The sequence below is a fragment of the Streptomyces lienomycini genome (assembly GCF_027947595.1).
Classification (GTDB): Bacteria; Actinomycetota; Actinomycetes; order Streptomycetales; family Streptomycetaceae; genus Streptomyces; species Streptomyces lienomycini.
Genome location: NZ_CP116257.1, coordinates 22734 through 41554, shown reverse-complemented (window position 1 = coordinate 41554; position 18821 = coordinate 22734). Strand labels below are relative to the sequence as shown.

General features: G+C 70.3%; 16 protein-coding genes, 1 tRNA gene and 1 pseudogene. 8 read left to right on the top strand and 10 right to left on the bottom strand.

Annotation, left to right across the window (positions count from 1 at the left end; translation table 11 throughout):
• Positions 1-55 precede the first annotated feature (55 nt).
• From BJ961_RS00175 to pknB, 4 genes are all read left to right on the top strand, one after another.
• Complete coding sequence (locus tag BJ961_RS00175; protein WP_271319303.1) at positions 56-1606, top strand: Stp1/IreP family PP2C-type Ser/Thr phosphatase; 1551 nt, start codon at positions 56-58, stop codon at positions 1604-1606.
• A 27-nt stretch (positions 1607-1633) separates the two neighbouring features.
• On the top strand, positions 1634-3070 hold the full coding sequence (locus tag BJ961_RS00170; RefSeq protein WP_271319302.1) for an FtsW/RodA/SpoVE family cell cycle protein: 1437 nt from the start codon (positions 1634-1636) through the stop codon (positions 3068-3070).
• On the top strand, positions 3067-4539 hold the full coding sequence (locus tag BJ961_RS00165; RefSeq protein ID WP_271319301.1) for a peptidoglycan D,D-transpeptidase FtsI family protein: 1473 nt from the start codon (positions 3067-3069) through the stop codon (positions 4537-4539). The genes BJ961_RS00170 and BJ961_RS00165 overlap by 4 nt, the downstream gene beginning before the upstream one ends.
• 190 nt (positions 4540-4729) lie before the next feature.
• Positions 4730-6730 (top strand): Stk1 family PASTA domain-containing Ser/Thr kinase, encoded by a 2001-nt coding sequence (gene pknB / locus BJ961_RS00160; RefSeq protein ID WP_271319300.1) that lies wholly within the window; start codon positions 4730-4732, stop codon positions 6728-6730.
• 105 nt (positions 6731-6835) lie between these two features.
• Here pknB and BJ961_RS00155 read toward each other — a convergent pair whose 3' ends face one another.
• The 5 genes from BJ961_RS00155 to BJ961_RS00135 form a co-directional block, all read right to left on the bottom strand.
• Positions 6836-7612: a class E sortase gene (locus tag BJ961_RS00155; RefSeq protein ID WP_271319299.1), complete on the bottom strand. Its 777-nt coding sequence runs from the start codon at positions 7610-7612 to the stop codon at positions 6836-6838.
• A gap of 13 nt (positions 7613-7625) precedes the next feature.
• A complete protein-coding gene (locus BJ961_RS00150; protein ID WP_271319298.1) occupies positions 7626-8678 on the bottom strand; it encodes a class E sortase in 1053 nt (350 codons plus the stop codon).
• Positions 8675-9313 (bottom strand): aminodeoxychorismate/anthranilate synthase component II, encoded by a 639-nt coding sequence (locus BJ961_RS00145; protein ID WP_271319297.1) that lies wholly within the window; start codon positions 9311-9313, stop codon positions 8675-8677. Before BJ961_RS00145 ends, BJ961_RS00150 begins: the two co-directional genes overlap by 4 nt.
• Complete coding sequence (locus BJ961_RS00140; RefSeq protein ID WP_271319296.1) at positions 9310-9471, bottom strand: hypothetical protein; 162 nt, start codon at positions 9469-9471, stop codon at positions 9310-9312. Before BJ961_RS00140 ends, BJ961_RS00145 begins: the two co-directional genes overlap by 4 nt.
• An 81-nt stretch (positions 9472-9552) precedes the next feature.
• Complete coding sequence (locus BJ961_RS00135; protein ID WP_271319295.1) at positions 9553-10332, bottom strand: DUF881 domain-containing protein; 780 nt, start codon at positions 10330-10332, stop codon at positions 9553-9555.
• A 152-nt stretch (positions 10333-10484) separates the two neighbouring features.
• Between BJ961_RS00135 and crgA the strand changes: the two genes are divergently transcribed.
• Entirely contained in the window at positions 10485-10739 is a 255-nt protein-coding gene (gene crgA, locus BJ961_RS00130) for a cell division protein CrgA (protein WP_031036484.1), read from the top strand.
• Between the two features lie 268 nt (positions 10740-11007).
• Here crgA and BJ961_RS00125 read toward each other — a convergent pair whose 3' ends face one another.
• Entirely contained in the window at positions 11008-11901 is an 894-nt protein-coding gene (locus tag BJ961_RS00125; RefSeq protein WP_271319294.1) for a rhomboid family intramembrane serine protease, read from the bottom strand.
• Between the two features lie 107 nt (positions 11902-12008).
• Complete coding sequence (locus tag BJ961_RS00120; RefSeq protein WP_271319293.1) at positions 12009-12542, bottom strand: peptidylprolyl isomerase; 534 nt, start codon at positions 12540-12542, stop codon at positions 12009-12011.
• A gap of 322 nt (positions 12543-12864) precedes the next feature.
• Here BJ961_RS00120 and BJ961_RS00115 point away from each other — a divergent pair, with 322 nt between their 5' ends.
• A complete protein-coding gene (locus tag BJ961_RS00115) occupies positions 12865-13566 on the top strand; it encodes a DUF5324 family protein (protein WP_271319292.1) in 702 nt (233 codons plus the stop codon).
• A 145-nt stretch (positions 13567-13711) separates the two neighbouring features.
• Here the strand turns inward: BJ961_RS00115 and BJ961_RS00110 are convergent, their stop codons facing one another.
• Both BJ961_RS00110 and BJ961_RS00105 read right to left on the bottom strand, forming a co-directional pair.
• Positions 13712-14488: an isoprenyl transferase gene (locus BJ961_RS00110; protein ID WP_271319291.1), complete on the bottom strand. Its 777-nt coding sequence runs from the start codon at positions 14486-14488 to the stop codon at positions 13712-13714.
• Between the two features lie 397 nt (positions 14489-14885).
• Positions 14886-14958 (bottom strand) — tRNA-Ala (locus BJ961_RS00105).
• A gap of 181 nt (positions 14959-15139) precedes the next feature.
• On the opposite strand from BJ961_RS00105, the gene BJ961_RS00100 reads away from it, so the two are divergent.
• Positions 15140-15688, top strand: a complete 549-nt coding sequence (locus BJ961_RS00100) for a helix-turn-helix domain-containing protein (protein ID WP_271319290.1) — start codon at positions 15140-15142, stop codon at positions 15686-15688.
• Between the two features lie 84 nt (positions 15689-15772).
• Positions 15773-17331 (top strand): annotated as a pseudogene (locus tag BJ961_RS00095) (protein kinase domain-containing protein).
• Between the two features lie 13 nt (positions 17332-17344).
• Here the strand turns inward: BJ961_RS00095 and BJ961_RS00090 are convergent.
• Complete coding sequence (locus BJ961_RS00090) at positions 17345-18661, bottom strand: hypothetical protein (protein WP_271319289.1); 1317 nt, start codon at positions 18659-18661, stop codon at positions 17345-17347.
• Positions 18662-18821: the final 160 nt, after the last annotated feature.

The window sequence follows — 18821 nt, the reverse complement described above, 5'->3', positions numbered from 1 at the left end:
GGGCAGTGTGGCTCGACACGACCGGCTGCAGTCGGAGCCGACGGGCGAGGTGCGCATGAGTCTGTCACTGCGCTTCGCCGCCGGTTCCCACAAGGGCATGATCCGGGAGGGCAACGAGGACTCCGGCTACGCCGGCCCCCGCCTGCTCGCCATCGCCGACGGCATGGGCGGCCAGGCCGCCGGTGAGGTCGCCTCCTCCGAGGTGATCTCCACCATCGTCGCCCTCGACGACGACGTACCCGGCTCCGACGTCCTCACCTCCCTCGGCCACGCCGTCCAGCGCGCCAACGACCAGCTGCGGCAGATGGTCGAGGAGGACCCGGCCCTGGAGGGCATGGGCACCACCCTGACCGCCCTGCTGTGGACCGGCCAGCGCCTGGGCATGGTCCACGTCGGCGACTCCCGCGCCTACCTCCTGCGCGACGGCGTCCTCACCCAGATCACGCAGGACCACACCTGGGTCCAGCGCCTCGTCGACGAAGGCCGCATCACCGAGGAGGAGGCGGGCACCCACCCGCAGCGCTCCCTGCTGATGCGCGCCCTCGGCAGCGGCGACCACGTCGAACCCGACCTGTCCATCCGCGAGGTGCGGGCCGGCGACCGCTACCTCATCTGCTCCGACGGACTCTCCGGCGTCGTCTCCCACCAGACGATGGAGGACACCCTCGCCAGCTACCAGGGCCCCCAGGAGACCGTCCAGGAACTGATCCAGCTCGCCCTGCGCGGCGGCGGCCCCGACAACATCACCGTCATCGTCGCCGACGTCCTGGACCTCGACACCGGCGACACCCTCGCCGGACAGCTCTCCGACACCCCCGTGGTCGTCGGCGCCGTCGCCGAGAACCAGGCCCAGATGGGCGACAACGGCATCATGCAGACCCCGGCCGGCCGCGCCGCCGGCCTGGGCCGCCAGGGCGGCGGCCGGCACGGCGGGGGCGGCGAGTTCGGCCCGCCCGGCAGCGGCGACACCACCGGCTACATCCCGGCCGGCGGCTTCGACGACTACGGGCCCGACGACTTCGTCAAGCCCCGCAAGAGCCGCAGGTGGCTGAAGAGATCCCTCTACACCGTGCTCGCCCTCGCCGTCATCGGCGGCGGCACGTACGGCGGCTGGCGCTGGACCCAGACCCAGTACTACGTCGGCACCAGCGACGACCACCTCGCGCTGTACCGGGGCATCAGCCAGGACCTCGCCTGGGTCTCGCTCTCGAAGGTCCAGAAGGACCACCCCGAGATCGAACTCAAGTACCTGCCGCCCTACCAGCAGAAACTGGTCGAGGCCACCATCCCCGAGAGCGACCTCAACGACGCCCGGGCCAAGATCGAGGAACTGGCGGTACAGGCCTCCGCCTGCAAGAAGCAGGCCGACCGGCGCACCGCGGAGACCGAGAAGAACGCGAAGACGGGCGAGGGCGAGGCCGGAGGCACCACGGGAACCACCCCCGCCTCCCTCACGTCCAAGGCCTCGCCGAGCCCGAACCCGTCGGGAGAGCCCGAGGCACCCGAATCGTCCGAGTCCCCGTCCACGACCGCACCCACTCCAGGCTCAGGACCGACCCTCTCGGAGGAAGAGCAGAAGGTCGTCTCGCTGTGCGGTAAGCAGTAGGCAAGCCGTGAGAGGCCCCGTCACACGATGAGCAGTACTACCAACCCGTCGACGCACCACACGTCCACGATCGGCGCCATCGGCGCCCCGAGCCGGCGCAACACCGAGCTGGCTCTGCTCGTGTTCGCCGTCCTCATCCCGGTCTTCGCCTACGCCAACGTGGGCCTGGCCATCAACGACGAGGTGCCCGCAGGGCTGCTGAGCTACGGCCTCGGCCTCGGCCTGCTGGCCGGCGTCGGCCACCTCGTCGTGCGCAAGTTCGCCCCGTACGCCGACCCGCTGCTGCTGCCGCTGGCCACCCTGCTCAACGGCCTCGGACTCGTCGCCATCTGGCGCCTGGACCAGTCCGAACTGCTCCAGGACATCGAGCAGGCCGGCACCGCCGCACCCCGCCAGCTGATGTACACCGCGATGGGCATCGCCCTGTTCGTCGCCGTGATGATCTTCCTCAAGGACCACCGCGTCCTGCAGCGCTACACCTACATCTCCATGGTCGGCGCCCTGTTCCTGCTGCTGCTCCCGCTCGTACCGGGTCTCGGCAAGAACATCTACGGCGCCAAGATCTGGATCCAGGTCGGCTCGTTCTCCATCCAGCCCGGCGAGTTCGCCAAGATCGTCCTCGCGATCTTCTTCGCCGGCTACCTGATGGTGAAGCGCGACGCGCTCGCCCTGGCCAGCCGCCGCTTCATGGGCCTCTACCTGCCCCGCGGGCGCGACCTCGGCCCCATCCTGGTCGTCTGGGTCGTCTCGATCCTCATCCTCGTCTTCGAGACCGACCTCGGCACCTCGCTGCTCTTCTTCGGCATGTTCGTGATCATGCTGTACGTCGCCACCGAGCGGACCAGCTGGATCGTCTTCGGCATGCTGATGTCCGCGGTCGGCGCCGTCGGCGTGGCCAGCTTCGAACCCCACATCAAGCAGCGCGTGGACGCCTGGCTCGACCCGATGCGCGAGTACACGCTCTCCCGCGCGGGCCAGGGCGGCCACTCCGAACAGGCCATGCAGGCCCTGTGGGCCTTCGGCTCCGGCGGCACCCTCGGCACCGGCTGGGGCCAGGGCCACTCCGAGCTGATCCGCTTCGCCGCCAACTCCGACTTCATCCTCGCCACCTTCGGCGAGGAACTCGGCCTCGCCGGCCTCATGGCCCTGCTCCTGCTCTACGCGTTGATCGTGGAACGCGGCGTGCGCACCGCCCTCGCCGCCCGCGACCCCTTCGGCAAGCTCCTCGCCATCGGCCTCTCCGGCGCCTTCGCCCTCCAGGTCTTCGTCGTCGCCGGCGGTGTCATGGGCCTCATCCCGCTCACCGGTATGACCATGCCCTTCCTGGCCTACGGAGGCTCCTCCGTCATCGCCAACTGGGCGTTGATCGGCATTCTGCTGCGCATCAGCGACACCGCGCGCAGACCGGCACCCGCCGCGCCCGCCAACCCCGACGCAGAGATGACCCAGGTGGTCCGCCCGTGAACAAGCCACTGCGCCGGATCGCGATCTTCTGCGGCCTCCTCGTCCTCACCCTCCTCATCCGGGACAACTGGCTCCAGTACGTCCAGGCCGACGAGCTGAAGGAGGACGAGCACAACCGCCGCGTCGCCATCGAGCGGTACGCCAGCCCGCGCGGCGACATCATCGTCGACGGCAAGGCCATCACCTCGCACGCCACCACCGAGGGCGACTTCAAGTACAAGCGCACCTACAAGGACGGCGCCATGTGGGCGCCCGTCACCGGCTACGTCTCCCAGGCCTACGGCGCCACCCAGCTCGAGGCCATCGACGACGGCATCCTCACCGGCAACGACGACCGGCTCTTCTTCCGCAACACCCTCGACATGATCACGGGCAAGAAGCGCGAGGGCGGAAACGTCGTCACCACCCTCAACAGCGACGCGCAGAAGGCCGCCTACGACGGCCTCAAGAAGCAGGGCGCCAAGGGCGCCGTCGTCGCGATCGAACCGTCCACCGGCAAGATCCTCTCGATGGCCTCCTACCCCTCCTACGACCCCACCGTCATCGCGGGCAGCAACGAGGCCGCCGGCGAGGCCTGGAACAAGCTGCAGAAGAAGAACAACCCCGACGACCCGATGCTCAACCGCGCCCTGCGCGAGGTCTACCCGCCCGGCTCCACCTTCAAGGTGGTCACCGCCGCTGCGGCCCTGGAGCACGGGAAGTACGACTCGGCCGACGAGAAGACCGACTCCCCGCTGCCCTGGACGATGCCCGGCACCACCACGGAGCTGGAGAACGAGGGCAACCTGCCCTGCGAGAACGCCACCCTCCGCGAGGCCCTGCGCGTCTCCTGCAACACCGTCTTCGGCAAGCTCGGCTACGACCTCGGCAACGACAAGATGCTGGAGACCGCCAAGAAGTTCGGCTTCACCGAGGAGCAGTTCGTCCCGGTCCGCTCCAACGCCTCCGTCTTCTCCGACGACATGAACGACTCACAGGTCGCGCTCTCCTCCATCGGCCAGTTCAACACCGCCGCCACCCCGCTGCAGATGGCCATGGTCACCTCGGCCATCGCCAACAACGGCACCCTGATGAAGCCGTACATGGTCGACGCCCTCCAGGCCCCCAACCTCGACACCATCGAGAAGACGGACCCCGAGGAGATGAGCAAGCCGCTGTCCGCGGACAACGCCCAGATCCTCCAGTCCATGATGGAGACCGTCGTCGAGGACGGCACGGGAACCAACGCCCGGATCGACGGCGTCACGGTGGGTGGCAAGACCGGTACCGCACAGCACGGCGAGAACAACAGCAAGAACCCCTACGCCTGGTTCATCTCGTACGCCAAGGGTGACGACGGCAGCTCGCCCGTCGCCGTGGCCGTGGTGATCGAGGACGAGAACGCCGTCCGCGACGACATCTCCGGCGGCGGCCTCGCGGCACCGATCGCGAAGAACGTCATGGAGGCCGTCATCAACAGCAAGAAGTGACCACACCATGAACGGGGCGTGACTTGAGTCACGTCCCCTTCACATCGGCGCACGTTGCGATACCGGTCCTGTATCGGCTGCCCGGCTTGGCCGAAGGGCCCCCAGAGAGCCGGGTACGGTAGGCCGGACGGCAGCCTCCGACCGTACAAGCATGCCGGTCGGGACCGACGGAGAGGGCTGGTAGGTAGCTATGGAAGAGCCGCGTCGCCTCGGCGGCCGGTACGAGCTGGGCCCGGTGCTCGGCCGTGGTGGCATGGCGGAGGTTTACCACGCTCATGACACCAGGCTCGGACGCCAGGTGGCGGTGAAGACGCTGCGCGCGGATCTCGCGCGCGACCCGTCCTTCCAGGCCCGGTTCCGCCGGGAGGCCCAGTCGGCCGCCTCGCTCAACCACCCCGCGATCGTGGCGGTCTACGACACGGGCGAGGACTACATCGACGGGGTCTCCATCCCGTACATCGTCATGGAGTACGTCGACGGTTCCACTCTCCGTGAGCTTCTCCACTCCGGCCGCAGACTGCTGCCGGAGCGGACACTGGAGATGACCATCGGCATCCTCCAGGCCCTGGAGTACTCGCACCGCGCCGGCATCGTCCACCGCGACATCAAACCGGCCAACGTCATGCTGACGCGTGACGGCCAGGTCAAGGTCATGGACTTCGGCATCGCCCGCGCCATGGGCGACTCCGGCATGACGATGACCCAGACCGCGGCCGTGATCGGCACCGCCCAGTACCTCTCCCCGGAGCAGGCCAAGGGCGAGCAGGTCGACGCGCGCTCCGACCTCTACTCCACGGGCTGCCTGCTCTACGAGCTGCTCACGGTCCGCCCGCCCTTCGTCGGCGACTCCCCGGTCGCCGTCGCCTACCAGCACGTCCGCGAGGAACCGCAGGCGCCCAGCGTCTTCGACCCCGAGATCACGCCCGAGATGGACGCGATCGTGCTGAAGGCCCTGACGAAGGACCCCGACTACCGCTACCAGTCGGCCGACGAGATGCGCGCCGACATCGAGGCCTGCCTCGACGGCCAGCCCGTCGCCGCCACCGCCGCGATGGGCGCCATGGCCGCCGGCGGCTACGGCGCCTACCCCGACGACCAGCCGACCACCGCCCTGCGCTCGGACGGGGGCGGCGCCACGACCATGCTGCCGCCCATGAACCCGGACGACGGCGGCTACGGCTACGACGACCGCCCCGACCGGCGCCGCCAGCAGCCCCGCAAGAAGAACACCTCCACGATCTTCCTCGTCCTGGCGGGCATCCTCGTCCTGGTCGGCGCGATCCTGATCGGCAAGTACGCCTTCAGCGGCGACGGGGGGCCGGGCAACGACCAGGTCCCGGTGCCGACGTTCATCGGCCTCAGCAAGGACGACGCCCAGCAGCAGGCCGACAACATCGACCTGAAGCTGACCTTCAAGCAGCAGGAGTGCGAGGACCAGCCCAAGGGCAACATCTGCGCGCAGGACCCCGCGAAGGGCACCAAGGTCGACAAGCAGACCAACGTCAACCTGGTCGTCTCGACGGGTGCGCCGAAGGTCGAGGTCCCCGACGTCGAGGGACTCGCCTTCAGCGAGGCCGAAGCGGCCCTGAAGGACAAGGGCTTCGAGGTCGAGAAGCAGAGCGAGGAGTCCAACCAGACTCCGGACACCGTCCTGTCCCAGAACCCGAAGAGCGGTGCCTCGAAGGAGAAGGGCGCCACCGTCACCCTCACCGTCGCCAAGGAGACGTCCCAGGTGACCGTGCCGGACCTGAGCGGCATGTCTCCCGAGGACGCCAAGAAGCGTCTGGAGGAGCAGGGCCTGACCCTCGGCAGCCAGGAGCAGGCGGAATCCACCGCCCAGGCCGAGGGGACCATCTTCGAGCAGACCCCCGGCGGCGGCCAGGACGTCGACCGCGGCAGCACGATCAACGTGAAGATCGCCAAGGCACCGCCCGAGAAGTTCGCCATGCCGAAGGTCACCCAGATGACGGTCGGCCAGGCCAAGCAGGTCCTCGCCCAGAGCGGCCTGGAACTGGACAAGGTCGAGGGCGGCGGCGACGACAACGCCGTGGTGATGGCGAGCAACCCGCTGGAGGGCCAGGAGGTCAAGAAGGGCGACAAGGTCGTCCTGTTCGCCGCCGGCCAGCAGAACGGCAACAACGGCGGCAACGACGGCGGCGGCTTCGGCGGCCTCCCCGGCTTCGGCCGCTGACCCACCCGAACCGCCCACCGAAGCCCCGGCCCCCTCGACGGAGGGAGCCGGGGCTTCGTCGTACACACCGGGGCCTTCTCACTGGGTCAGGGGCCCCGGGTGCCCTCAGCGCAGTTCCTCCGGCGGCGTCCGGTCCCCGTCCACCTTCTCCGTGCGCACCAGCTCGCCCCACACCACGTACCGGTAGCGGCTCGTGTACACCGGGGTGCAGGTGGTCAGGGTGATGTAGTGGCCGGCCTTCTTCTTGCCGGACTCCTCGGGGATTCCTCCGAGGACGTCGACGTTGAACTTCGAGGTCTCGGGGAGGACCGCGTACGTCTTGTACACGTACCAGGTGTCCTTCGTCTCGAAGACGATCGGGTCACCCTTCTCGATCTTGTCGATGTTGTGGAACTTCGCGCCGTGTCCGTCGCGGTGGGCGGCGAGCGAGAAGTTGCCCTCCTTGCCCGAGGTGGGCAGCGTCGCCTTGACCGGGTCGGTGTAGTAACCGGCCACGCCGTCGTTGAGGATCTTCATCGACGTGCCCTTCTCCACCAGGACGTCGCCCTCGCCCATCGCGGGGACGTGCAGGAACCCGATGCCCGCCTTGGTGTCCAGCGCTCCGGGGCCTTCCGGGCCCACCCGGTCCTGGGCCCAGTTGTCACGGACCTTGTCGGCCTGCTGGTCCGCCGCGCGGTCGGCGACCACGTTCGTCCACCACAGCGAGTAGACGACGAACAGGCCCATCACCAGGCCCGCGGTGATGAGCAGTTCCCCGAAGACGCTGACCGCCCGGGCGACGATCCGCCCGGGGCCGCCCCGCCCCGTGCGAGGTGCCGCGGGGCCCGGTGGGCCGTCCTCGCCGGCGTGCTCCTGGTGCTCCGTGTCGGTGGTCGCTGCCACTGGTCATCCGCCCTTAACTGACGAGCGCATCCGGCTTGCCCTTGCTGCGCGGCCGTTCCTCGACCATCTTGCCCCAGACGATCATCCGGTACTTGCTCGTGAACTCGGGAGTGCAGGTGGTCAGGGTGATGTAGCGGCCGGGCCCCTTGAAGCCCGACTGCTTCGGGACGGGTTCCAGCACACTGACGTTGCTCGGAGAGGTCACCGGCAGGATCGACGCCATCTTGTAGACGAAGTACTCGTCCTGCGTCTCCACCACGATCGGATCGCCCGGCTGGAGCTTGTTGATGTACCGGAAGGGCTCCCCGTGCGTGTTGCGGTGCCCGGCGAGCCCGAAGTTGCCCGTCCTGGCGTCCGGCATCGCCGTCTTCAGCGCGCCCTCCGCGTAGTGCCCCACCATGCCCCGGTCCAGCACCTTCTTGCTGCTGATGCCCTCCGCGATCGGCACCACCACGTCCAGCTTGGGGATGTGCAGCAGTGCGAACCCCTGACCCGGTTCGAACGTCCCCGGGTTGCGCTTGCCGCTCGCCCAGTCGTCCTGGAGGTTGCTGGCGGCCTGGTTCGCCTGCGCGTGCGCGCGCACGTTCGTCCACCACAGCTGGTAGGTGACGAACAGCAGCATCAGCACACCGGTCGTGATGAACAGCTCACCGATCATCCGACTGGCGACCACCGCCGCGCCGGGCTTGCGCGCACGAGCCTGCCGACGGGCCTCCACGCGCGACAGGGGCGCTTTCGGCTCCTCGTCCGACTCGGAGCCCACGGGCGCCCCGCCAGGCGCCCCACGGCGCCCGTGACGCCGTTTCGCGGCCTTCCTGCGGGCCGCGCGGCCACCGCCCACGGGGCCGTCCCCGGCGAGGCCGACGGCGGTCCGCTCCGGCGGGGGACCCGGGACCCGCAGCGCCACCGTCTCGTCGTCGGCGGGCTGCGGCCGGTACACCGCCCCGGGGGCGAACTCCTCGTGCCGACCGTCCCCGAACGCACCGGGATCCCCGTACGGCTGCCCGTACGGGGGCCCCTGGTCACCGGCCGGGCCGGAGTCGCGCTCGGGGCGCAGCGCGGTCACGCCGTGGCCCTGCCCACCACCGGGGCGAGCCCCGCCGACCTCGCCACCGCGTCCCGGTCGCCGCACTCCACCAGCCAGTTGGCCAGCATCAGGTGCCCGTGCTCGGTCAGTACCGACTCCGGATGGAACTGCACGCCCTCGACGGGCAGTTCCCGGTGGCGCAGGCCCATCACGATGCCGTCGGGCGTGCGGGCGGTCACCTCCAGCTCCGCCGGGACCGTGGCCGGCTCGGCGGCCAGCGAGTGGTACCGCGTCGCGGTGAACGGCGAGGGCAGGCCCGCGAAGACACCCTTGCCCGTGTGCTCGACGGGCGAGGTCTTGCCGTGCAGCAGCTCCGGCGCCCGGTCCACCACACCGCCGTACGCCACCTGCATCGACTGCATGCCCAGGCAGACGCCGAAGACCGGCACCCCGGTCGCCGCGCAGTGCCGCACCATCTCGACGCACACGCCCGCCTGCTCCGGCGTACCCGGGCCCGGCGACAACAGCACGCCGTCGAAGCCGTCCCGGGCGTGCGCCGTCGAGACCTCGTCGTTGCGCAGCACCTCGCACTCGGCGCCGAGCTGGTAGAGGTACTGGACCAGGTTGAAGACGAAGCTGTCGTAGTTGTCGACGACGAGGATGCGCGCGCTCACTGGTTGTCCACCGTCACATCGTTGAAGGGGAGCAGCGGTTCGGCCCACGGGAAGACGTACTGGAAGAGGACGTAGACCACGGTCACCGCGAGCACGAGCGAGAGCAGCGCCTTCACCCACGCGTTCCCCGGCAGATGCCGCCAGATCCAGCCGTACATGCCGTCCCTTCCGTCGCACCACGGCGCCCGAAGCACGCCGTACCGCACCAGACTAGCGGCGCGGGGCCCGGCGGAACGGCCCTAATCCACAGGCTGGGCGTAGTGCAGGTCCGCCGCGCCCGAGTAGCCGGGCAAGGTGACCTTCCCGTCGTCCTCGACCTTCCAGCCCAGGCCGTACACGTTGACGTACACCATGTAGTTCTGGATCGCCGGCGACTGCGCCAGCGCCTCCTTCAGCCGCTCCGGGTCACCGACCGCCTGGATCTTGTACGGCGGTGAGTAGACGCGGCCCTGGAGGATCAGCGTGTTGCCCACGCAGCGCACCGCGCTGGTGGAGATCAGCCGCTGGTCCATGACCTTGATGCCCTCGGCGCCGCCCTGCCACAGCGCGTTCACCACGGCCTGCAGGTCCTGCTGGTGGATCACCAGGTAGTCGGGCTCCGGCTCCGGGTATCCGGGGAGTTTGGCGGTGGCGTCCGGCGGGGCGTCGTCGAGTGTGACGGAGATCGCCTCGCCCTTCAGCTTCTGCGTGCCCGCCTTCTCCTCCAGCTTCGCGAGCTCGTCGTCCTCCGACTTCGTACGGCCGTCGTCGCGTTCGGCGAGCGATTCGACGTCCTCGCGCAGTGCTCCGTTGGACTCCTCCAGATCGCCGTTCTCCCGGCTGCGCTCATGGATGAGATCGGACAACTTGAGCAAAGAGGCGTCCGTACGGATATTGGTGCCCTTCGCGGTATTGAAGCTGGTGAAGAAAATAAGTCCCGCGAGAGCGAAGACGGCCGCCGTGAGGATCCGCACGGGCCGGAAACGGCGCCGGCGGGCAGGGCTGGATCCCGTCCCGGGGGAGTCGGCAGAATTGCTCAACGTACCCTTATCTCCTTCGGCGCCACGGAAGGACTACGCTAACGGACGCCCGGGGGAGCGCTCGGAGTCCCCTTGTCCCCATGTACGCCGCATACCGAGACCGACCCCCGTTCCCTGCGCGGCCACGCAGCGCATCGACAGGAGAGACCCTCGTGCCGAAGTCACGTATCCGCAAGAAGGCCGATTACACGCCGCCGCCCTCGAAGCAGGCGGCCAGTATCAAGCTGACCAATCGCAGCTGGGTCGCGCCGGTCATGCTGGCCATGTTCGTCATCGGCCTGGCCTGGATCGTCGTCTTCTACGTCACCGACGGTTCACTTCCCATCGACTCTCTGGGCAACTGGAACATCGTGGTGGGCTTCGGTTTCATCGCCGCGGGGTTCGGCGTCTCGACGCAGTGGAAGTAGCCCGGAGACAGCTCGTCGGCAGCTCTGCCCAGGGCCGCCCGCCGGGTTATCCACAGGGGTTATCCACACGATGGGGAAAAGAAAAGACGATCTGTGGATAACCCCCCGGACATTGACGCCGGTGTGACGGAAGTACCGGCTCGACCCAGGTTCCGAAAACATGTTCGCCCCCTGCCTGACCTGCGACGACACGGGTCAGTGACAGGGGGCACATGTGTTCCCGCACGCTGTGCACAAGATCCGCCACCTACTGTGGACAACGGACCGCTCAGGTGAGCTGGGCCGTCCTCAACAGGGTCAGGCCGACGACGACCAGGAGGACCACCGCGCAGGTGCCGTACTGGACGAGCGTCCGCCGCTCACGCGGGGCGTGAAGCATGGCGAAGCCGATCAGGACGCCCGCGACGAGGCCGCCGATGTGAGCCTGCCAGGCGATGTTGCCCCAGGTGAACGTGAAGATCAGGTTGATCACCAGCAGGACGACGACCGGCCGCATGTCGGCGTTGAGCCGGCGTACCAGCGCGGCGGTGGCACCGAAGAGGCCGAAGACCGCGCCTGAGGCGCCGAGGGTGGCCGTGGTGGGTGAGGCCAGCAGGTAGGTGAGAGCGCTGCCGGCCAGCCCGGAGACGAGGTAGAGCGCGAGGTAGCGGGATCTGCCGAGGGCTGCTTCCAGGGGACCGCCGAGGAACCAGAGGCTGATCATGTTGAAGCCGATGTGCCAGATCTCCTGGTGGGTGAACACCGTGGTCACCAGGCGGTACCACTCGCCCTCCGCGACACCCTCGGTCGGGACGAAGGGGGCGGGGGGCCAGCGTCCGATGAGCACCATGTCCCCGAGGAAGGACGACGGCAGCGCCTGGACGGCGATGAACACCGCCACGTTGATCCCGATCAGGATCTTGGTGACGAGGTGGGGGTCGGCCGCGACGGTGCCGCCCGCGAGGGTGCGGGGGCGGGAGGCGCTCGGGGCCGGGCCGGTGGCCCCGGGTGTGCGGCCGGCCGCGCAGTCGGGGCAGTGGAAGCCGACGGATGCGTTGACCATGCAGTCCGGGCAGATGGGGCGCTCGCAGCGGGTGCAGCGAATGCCGGTCTCGCGGTCCGGGTGGCGATAGCAGCCGGGCAGGCTCTGGGCGTCCGGCGGGCCGGCGGCCGCGTGGTCCATGGCTTCCCCTCGGTCGTCCTTCGGGCGGTGTGTGCAGATGCACCGCCCCGTCCTTCTCTACGGATAAGCGGGGCGTTTGGTTCCTGCCCGGAGGGGCCCGGCGGAGGTCAGCCGTTGCGGGTCTCCACGACGACGCTCTGGATGACGACGTCGTCGACGGGCCGCTCGGTGCGGGGGTTGGTCCGGGCCGCGGCGATGGAGTCGACGACCTGCTGACTCGCCGGGTCGGTCACTTCGCCGAAGATCGTGTGCTTGCGGTTGAGCCAGGTCGTCGGGGAGACGGTGATGAAGAACTGCGAGCCGTTGGTGCCGGGCCCGGCGTTGGCCATGGCCAGCAGGTAGGGCTTGTCGAAGGCGAGGTCGGGGTGGAATTCGTCCGGGAACTGGTAGCCGGGGTCGCCGGTGCCGTTGCCCAGCGGGTCGCCGCCCTGGATCATGAAGCCGCTGAGGACACGGTGGAAGACGGTGCCGTCGTAGAGCCTGGCCGTGGTCTTGTCCCCGGTGGCGGGGTGGGTCCACTCCCGCTCGCCGCGGGCGAGCTCGACGAAGTTCCTGACCGTCCTGGGGGCGTGGTTCGGCAGCAGCCGGACCTCGATGTCACCTTGGCTGGTCTTCAGGGTGGCGTAGAGCTGCTCGGCCACGATGTGCCTTCCGTCGTCCTGTTGTGCGCGTCGATCCTCGCACGGTCCCGGACGCGTGCATCGCTCATACCGCTGGGTCACGAGCGTGGGGCGCCGATCCGTGGCATTGTCGTGGACGGACTGGCGTTGTCCGGTATTCATCCGTTGTCGACGTTGATCAGCTCGTGTTCGCAACTTTCGTCACCACGTGCCCCAGAGGACCCCGGCGGCATCGTCCGTGACCCGGATGCCCGCCCTCACATGCCTGGCGGTGCGTCCCCAGGCATGATCCGTAAAAGGGTGGAAAGTCGAATTACCGTACGCCACCGAGGAGGAGGAACCCGTGACCCGCATCGACAGCGTGCGCGCCGCGACCGGTTCGGCGAAGGACAGCGTGCTGCACGCCGCGGAAGTGGTGGCGCCCTACGCCGACACGGCCAAGGACAGGGCCGCTCACTATGCACAGGAGGCGCGCGTACGGCTGGCGCCCAAGGTGTCCCAGGCCGCAGACCAGGCCCGTCTTCAGTACGGTGCGCATCTCGCGCCGCGGCTGGAGCAGGCCCGTACCCATGTGCCGCCGAAGATGGACGCGGCCGCTCAGGAGGCGGCGGTCCGCACGCGTCTGGCCGCTCGGCAGGCGGCCGACTACTCACGGCCGAGGATCGAGCAGGCGGTGGCCGCGGCCGGCCCCGTGCGGGACGAGGCCACGGCGCGGGGCGCCGCGGCGCTTGCCGCGCTGCGTGGCCAGGTCACGGCGAAGGAGATCGAGAAGCTGACGCGCAAGCACCGGCGACGGTCGGGCGCCGGCCGTGTCGCCAAGGCTCTGGCGGTGGTGGGTGTCGTCGCGGGCGGTGCCTTCGCCGTCTGGAAGTGGTGGGACAAGCAGGCCAACCCGGACTGGCTGGTGGAGCCGCCGGAGGCGACGGAGGTGGCCGAGTCGGGACGACTGACGTCCGTGGACGGTACCGGTGACACGGTCCTCGATCCCGAGGTGCAGGCCAAGCAGGCGCAGGACGAGGCGGCCGACGGCGACGAACCCCGCTGACCCTCGTCGGCCCGGCGGCGGCCGTTCTTCACATCACCGCGGGGCGGAAGACTCGGAGTCTTCCGCCCCGCGGTGATGTTTCACGTGAAACGAGGACCGGCTCCGACGGCTCGACGCCCCGTACGCGGCGCTCGGTACTCAGCGCTCAACGCCCGTAGCGGCGTTCCCGCAGGGAGTAGGAGCGCAGCGCGCGCAGGAAGTCGATCTCGCGGAAGTCCGGCCAGTAGGTCTCGCAGAAGTGCACCTCGGCGTAGGCGGACTGCCAGAGCAGGAAGCCGGAGAGGCGCTGTTCACCGGAGGTCCGGATGATGAGGTCGGACTCGGACCGGGTCTTGGAGTACAGGTGCTTGGAGATGTGCTCCATGGTGAACGTCTCGATGAACTCGTCGATGTCACCGCCCTGGGAGCTGTGCTCGGTCAGGGCTGAGCGCACGGCGTCGACGATCTCGCGTCGGCCTCCGTAGCCCACGGCGACGTCGACCTTGGTGCCGCCCCTGCGGTCCTCGGTGGCGGCCGTGGCGGTCTTGAGGCGGCTCGCGGACTCGGCGGGCAGTAGGTCCAGGGCGCCGACGGCTTCGACGCGCCACGGGTTGCCGGGCGCGGCCAGCCGCTCGACGACCTCGGCGATGATGTCGATGAGCGGGTTCAGCTGCTCCTCGGGCCGGTGGAGGTTGTCGTCGGACAGCATGAACAGGGTGACGTGCTCGATCTGTGCGGAGTCGCACCAGCGCAGGAAGTCCAGCACCTTCGCCCCGCCCGCCCGGTAGCCCTCGCGGGGGTCGTCGATGCCCGACATCTTGGCCCACCGGCGGTTGCCGTCGAGCATGATGCCGATGTGCTGGGGGCGTGGGCGTCCTTCGAGCTCCCTGACCAGCCGCTTCATGTAGAGCGCGTCGAGAGCGGCGCGTACCTTCGCCCGCATGGTCTACCCCTTCCACCTCGTCGGTAGCGGCCGGATGGCCCCGACGGCGATGAGCCACGTGGCACCGCCCCGCAGGGGTGTGGTGTTGGTGCCCTGTGGGGTGACGATATCAAGAGCAGACAGCGTCACCGGGGTGCCGACGGGCGGCCGTCCGCCGCTCCGTTCCGGTTTCGGCATGTGGTCCGGCGGGTTCATCACCGTGCTCAACTGGCCCTTTTCCTCCGGTCGTTGCCGATCATGCGGATGACGCGTGCGGTGTGGGGCGCGGTAAGCGGGGGGCGGCGGTGAGGAACGTCTCCGCGCCGCCCGGGCCCGGCGGCGGGGCCGCTGCGCGCCGCGGGGAGAAAGCGGAGCGCCTCCGACCCGTGTTCTCGCAGGTCGGAGGCGTTCTTGGCGGTGGAGCCTAGGGGAGTCGAACCCCTGACATCTGCCATGCAAAGACAGCGCTCTACCAACTGAGCTAAGGCCCCTTCTCAAGGCGGCGTCGGTCGTGGTGTCGCGGACCGTCGGTCGCCGCGGACAAGAGTACCGGGTCGCCCCCCGTATCTCACAAATGATTGGGGGTCCCGGGGAACGACCACGCTCCGTAAGATGCTCGGCGTGGTTCGCTGGAGCGAACTGCGGTTCTTGGGGAAGCGATGGGGAGACGCAATGGACGCCGCACAGCAGGAAGCCACCGCAAGAGCGCGGGAACTGCAGCGGAACTGGTACGGGGAGCCGCTGGGGGCGCTCTTCCGCAGGCTTATCGATGACCTCGGTCTCAACCAGGCGCGTCTCGCGGGTGTCCTGGGGTTGTCCGCGCCGATGCTGTCGCAGCTGATGAGCGGCCAGCGGGCGAAGATCGGCAACCCGGCGGTGGTCCAGCGGGTCCAGCTGCTGCAGGACCTGGCGGGGCAGGTCGCCGACGGCAGTGCGAGCGCGGCCGAGGCGACGGAGCGCATGGACGAGATCAGGAAGTCGCAGGGGGGCTCGGTGCTCAGCAACACCACCACGACGACCAGCAGTTCGGGTGCGCCCACGGTCAAGCGGGTGGTCCGTGAGATCCAGTCGCTGCTGCGCTCGGTGGCGGCCGCCGGGGACATCATCGACGCGGCGGACGCCCTCTCCGCCTCGCACCCGGAGCTGGCCGAGTTCCTGCGGGTGTACGGCGCGGGCCGCACCTCGGACGCGGTCGCGCACTACCAGTCCCACCAGAACTGATCCCGGGGCCGGTCGCCGCCGGGGGGCGGCGGCCGGGCCGCGGGAAGGGCGCGACAGGTCCCAGGGGAGGAGCGGCGCACAGCCATGGGTGAGGTCTTCGCGGGCCGGTACGAGCTGGTCGATCCGATCGGCCGGGGCGGGGTGGGTGCCGTCTGGCGTGCCTGGGACCACCGGCGCGGGCGTTACGTGGCGGCGAAGGTGCTCCAGCAGCGGGACGCGCACGCGCTGCTGCGGTTCGTCCGTGAGCAGGCGCTGCGGATCGATCACCCCCATGTGCTCGCGCCCGCGAGCTGGGCCGCCGACGACGATCAGGTCCTGTTCACCATGGACCTGGTCACGGGCGGTTCGCTCGTCCATCTGGTCGGGGACTACGGTCCTCTGCCGCCCGGCTTCGTGTGCACGCTGCTCGATCAGCTCCTGTCGGGTCTGGCGGCGGTTCACGGGGAGGGCGTGGTGCACCGCGACATCAAGCCCGCCAACCTGCTGCTGGAGGCGACGGGGACGGGTCGTCCGCGGCTCAGGCTGTCCGACTTCGGCATCGCGATGCGGCTGGGTGAGCCCCGGTTGACGGAGACCAACCTCGTGGTGGGGACGCCGGGTTACCTCGCTCCGGAGCAGCTGTTGGGGTCGGAGCCGGACTTCCCCTCCGACCTGTTCGCCGTGGGGCTCGTCGCCCTGTATCTGCTGGAGGGTGCCAAGCCCGACGCCAAGGCGCTGGTGCAGCACTTTGCCGAGCACGGTACGCCCGCCGCGCCACGTGGGATTCCCGAGCCGTTGTGGCAGGTCGTGGCGACGCTGGTGCAGCCGGATCCGGCGGCGAGGTTCCGTACCGCGACCGGTGCGCGCAAGGCGCTGGCCTCGGCGGCGGAGCTGCTGGCGGAGCCGGGGCCCGACGACGAGCTGATCGAGATATTCGACCAGGTCGGCCCGCTGCCGCCGGGGTTCGAGGCCGACGGCCCGCTCAAACAGGCGTCCGGCGTGGACGACGTAGCGACCGATCCGCGGCGGCCGGCCGGCCCGGGCTCGGGTCCGCACGCCGCGCCGTCGGCTCCCCCTGGGCGCCGGCGGCCCCGGCCGGCGCCTCACCGGCGCCGGACCGCGCACCCCCGTCCTCCCCTGCGCCCGCCCCGGCCGGGACCCCGTCGGCGGCGGCCCCCCGGGGCGAGCGGGCGGGCGGCATGTCGGAGACCGGGAGTTTCCACCTGCCGCCTCCGCAGCCGACCGCCACGTCGGCACGGGCGGCCGATGCGCGGCCGCCGGCCCAGGAGCAGCACCCGTCCCAGGACCGGTCGCCGCACGCACCGCCGCACGAACGGCCGTACGCACCGCCGTACGAAGCACCGTACGAAGCGCCGTACGAAGCGCCGTACGAAGCGCCGTACGAAGCGCCGTACGCGTCGCAGTACCGGCCGCCGCACGCCCCGTCCCTTCCCGACCGGGCGGCGGCTCCGTCCCCGGGGGACCGTGCCGACGTCCCCACCGCCCCGTACACCGCGCGGTCTCCGCGGTCCGCCCCTCCCGCGCAGCACCGCGGGGCACGGCGGCGGCGGCGTTCCGGTCCCCCGGCGAAGGTGGTCTGGCCGCTGCTGGTGATCGCGCTGGCCTGCTACGGCGTGGGCCTGTGGGCGCTGACCCGCGTCTGAGCCCGCTCCGGGGCTAGGACCTGCGTCGGGCCGCCACCGTCCACACGGCCAGGCCGAGCAGGAGCAGGCTGCCGGTGCCGATCCCGCCGACGGCGAGCGCCTTCATGGCGGGGTCCGCGTCGGTGGCGGCCCCGGTTCGCGGTGCGGCCACCCGTTCTTGTGCGGAGACGTCGAAGAGGCCCTTGGGCCGGGGTTGCCCCGCGTAGTCGGGGCCGCTCTCCGCGGCTCCCCCGAGCCGTAGGCGCAGGGTCAGTGCGAAGGGGCCCTCGCCGAAGGCGTCGGCCGTCTGCGCCGCGAGGTGGACCACCACGTAGTAGTCGCCGGCGAACCGCATCGCGCCGACCTGCCCCGCGGGGGCGTACCGGTTGGAGTACGCCACCGGTGGCAGGGGGGCGAGGCCGACGGTGGTGCGCCGGCCGGTGTAGCCCTTGGCGGCGTCGTCGACCTCGCCGCGTACGGGGTTGTGCAGGGCGAGGCGCAGGGCGGCGGTCGCGTAGCCGGAGGCGTCCGCGGAGTCGGCGAGTTCGGCGGTCGCGGACACCTGGCGGCCCCAGTCGACCGGCACCCTGTAGTAGAGGGTCTGTCCGGGCCGGATGTCGTCGCGCCAGACGCCCTGTCCGACGGGGGTGGCACGGGCGAATCCGTCGCCGCCCGCCCGGCGTTCCGGCTCGCCGGCCAGGGGTTCGGGCGAGGCGGAGTCCCAGGCCTCGGGCGCCCCGGTCGGCCCGGCCCGGCGCGGGCGGGGTTCGGTGGCGGTGGTGAGTTCCAGGTCCCAGGCGTCCGGCGGCGAGTCCTTGGGCCGGGTCCGTTCGACGGTGACGTAGTAGGGGCCGGGGTCCTGGCACCGATGCGTGCCGGAGGCGATCTCGCGCGTGCCCCAGGCGGTGACCGGGCGGGGGCTGCGGGCGGCGCCGAAGGTGGCGCTGTCCACGGAGCAGGAGCCCCCGTCGGCGTCCCGCACGGAGACCCGGATGCCGTCGACGGCGGTGACCTCGCCGTCGGGGCCGGGCACGGCGGTGACGGCGACATAGGCGTCGGAGGCGGCGTCGAGGTCGAGGCGGTAGTAGAGGACACCGTTCCTCGGGAGGGAACTGCGGTACGTCGAGCCGGCCTCCAGCCGTGCGGCGTCCGAGGCGGCGCTCGCGCCCGCTATCCGCCGGGCGTCGTCGGCGAAGCCGTACCCGGCGGGCGCACCGGCGGCGAGGGCCGTGGCGCCGGGCAGGGCGGCGGTCGTGGCCAGTACGGCGGTCACGGCGGCCAGTCGGACGGTTCCCGTCGGCCGGTCGCGCCCCGCTCCGGCACACCGTCGAGCCGTACACCACCGTCGCATGACCCGCCACCCCTCGCGTTCACCGGCCCTGTCGCCGCCCGCCCCGAACGACCGTGCCCATCCTGCCGCGCTCCCCCTCGCCCTCGCAGGGGGACACGGGCAACACAAAACCCCGACCGTTTGACGGCCGGGGTCTGCTCAGGACCGAATGTCGGTCGTA

Bases quoted from the DNA above. Each gene is read 5' to 3' on its own strand.
- BJ961_RS00170 (WP_271319302.1), top strand. From the start codon at position 1,634: ATGAGCAGTACTACCAACCCGTCGACGCACCACACGTCCACGATCGGC.
- BJ961_RS00125 (WP_271319294.1), bottom strand. From the start codon at position 11,901: ATGGACCACGCGGCCGCCGGCCCGCCGGACGCCCAGAGCCTGCCCGGC.
- BJ961_RS00140 (WP_271319296.1), bottom strand. From the start codon at position 9,471: ATGTACGGCTGGATCTGGCGGCATCTGCCGGGGAACGCGTGGGTGAAG.
- pknB (WP_271319300.1), top strand. From the start codon at position 4,730: ATGGAAGAGCCGCGTCGCCTCGGCGGCCGGTACGAGCTGGGCCCGGTG.
- BJ961_RS00100 (WP_271319290.1), top strand. From the start codon at position 15,140: ATGGACGCCGCACAGCAGGAAGCCACCGCAAGAGCGCGGGAACTGCAG.
- BJ961_RS00110 (WP_271319291.1), bottom strand. From the start codon at position 14,488: ATGCGGGCGAAGGTACGCGCCGCTCTCGACGCGCTCTACATGAAGCGG.
- BJ961_RS00175 (WP_271319303.1), top strand. From the start codon at position 56: ATGAGTCTGTCACTGCGCTTCGCCGCCGGTTCCCACAAGGGCATGATC.
- BJ961_RS00090 (WP_271319289.1), bottom strand. From the start codon at position 18,661: ATGCGACGGTGGTGTACGGCTCGACGGTGTGCCGGAGCGGGGCGCGAC.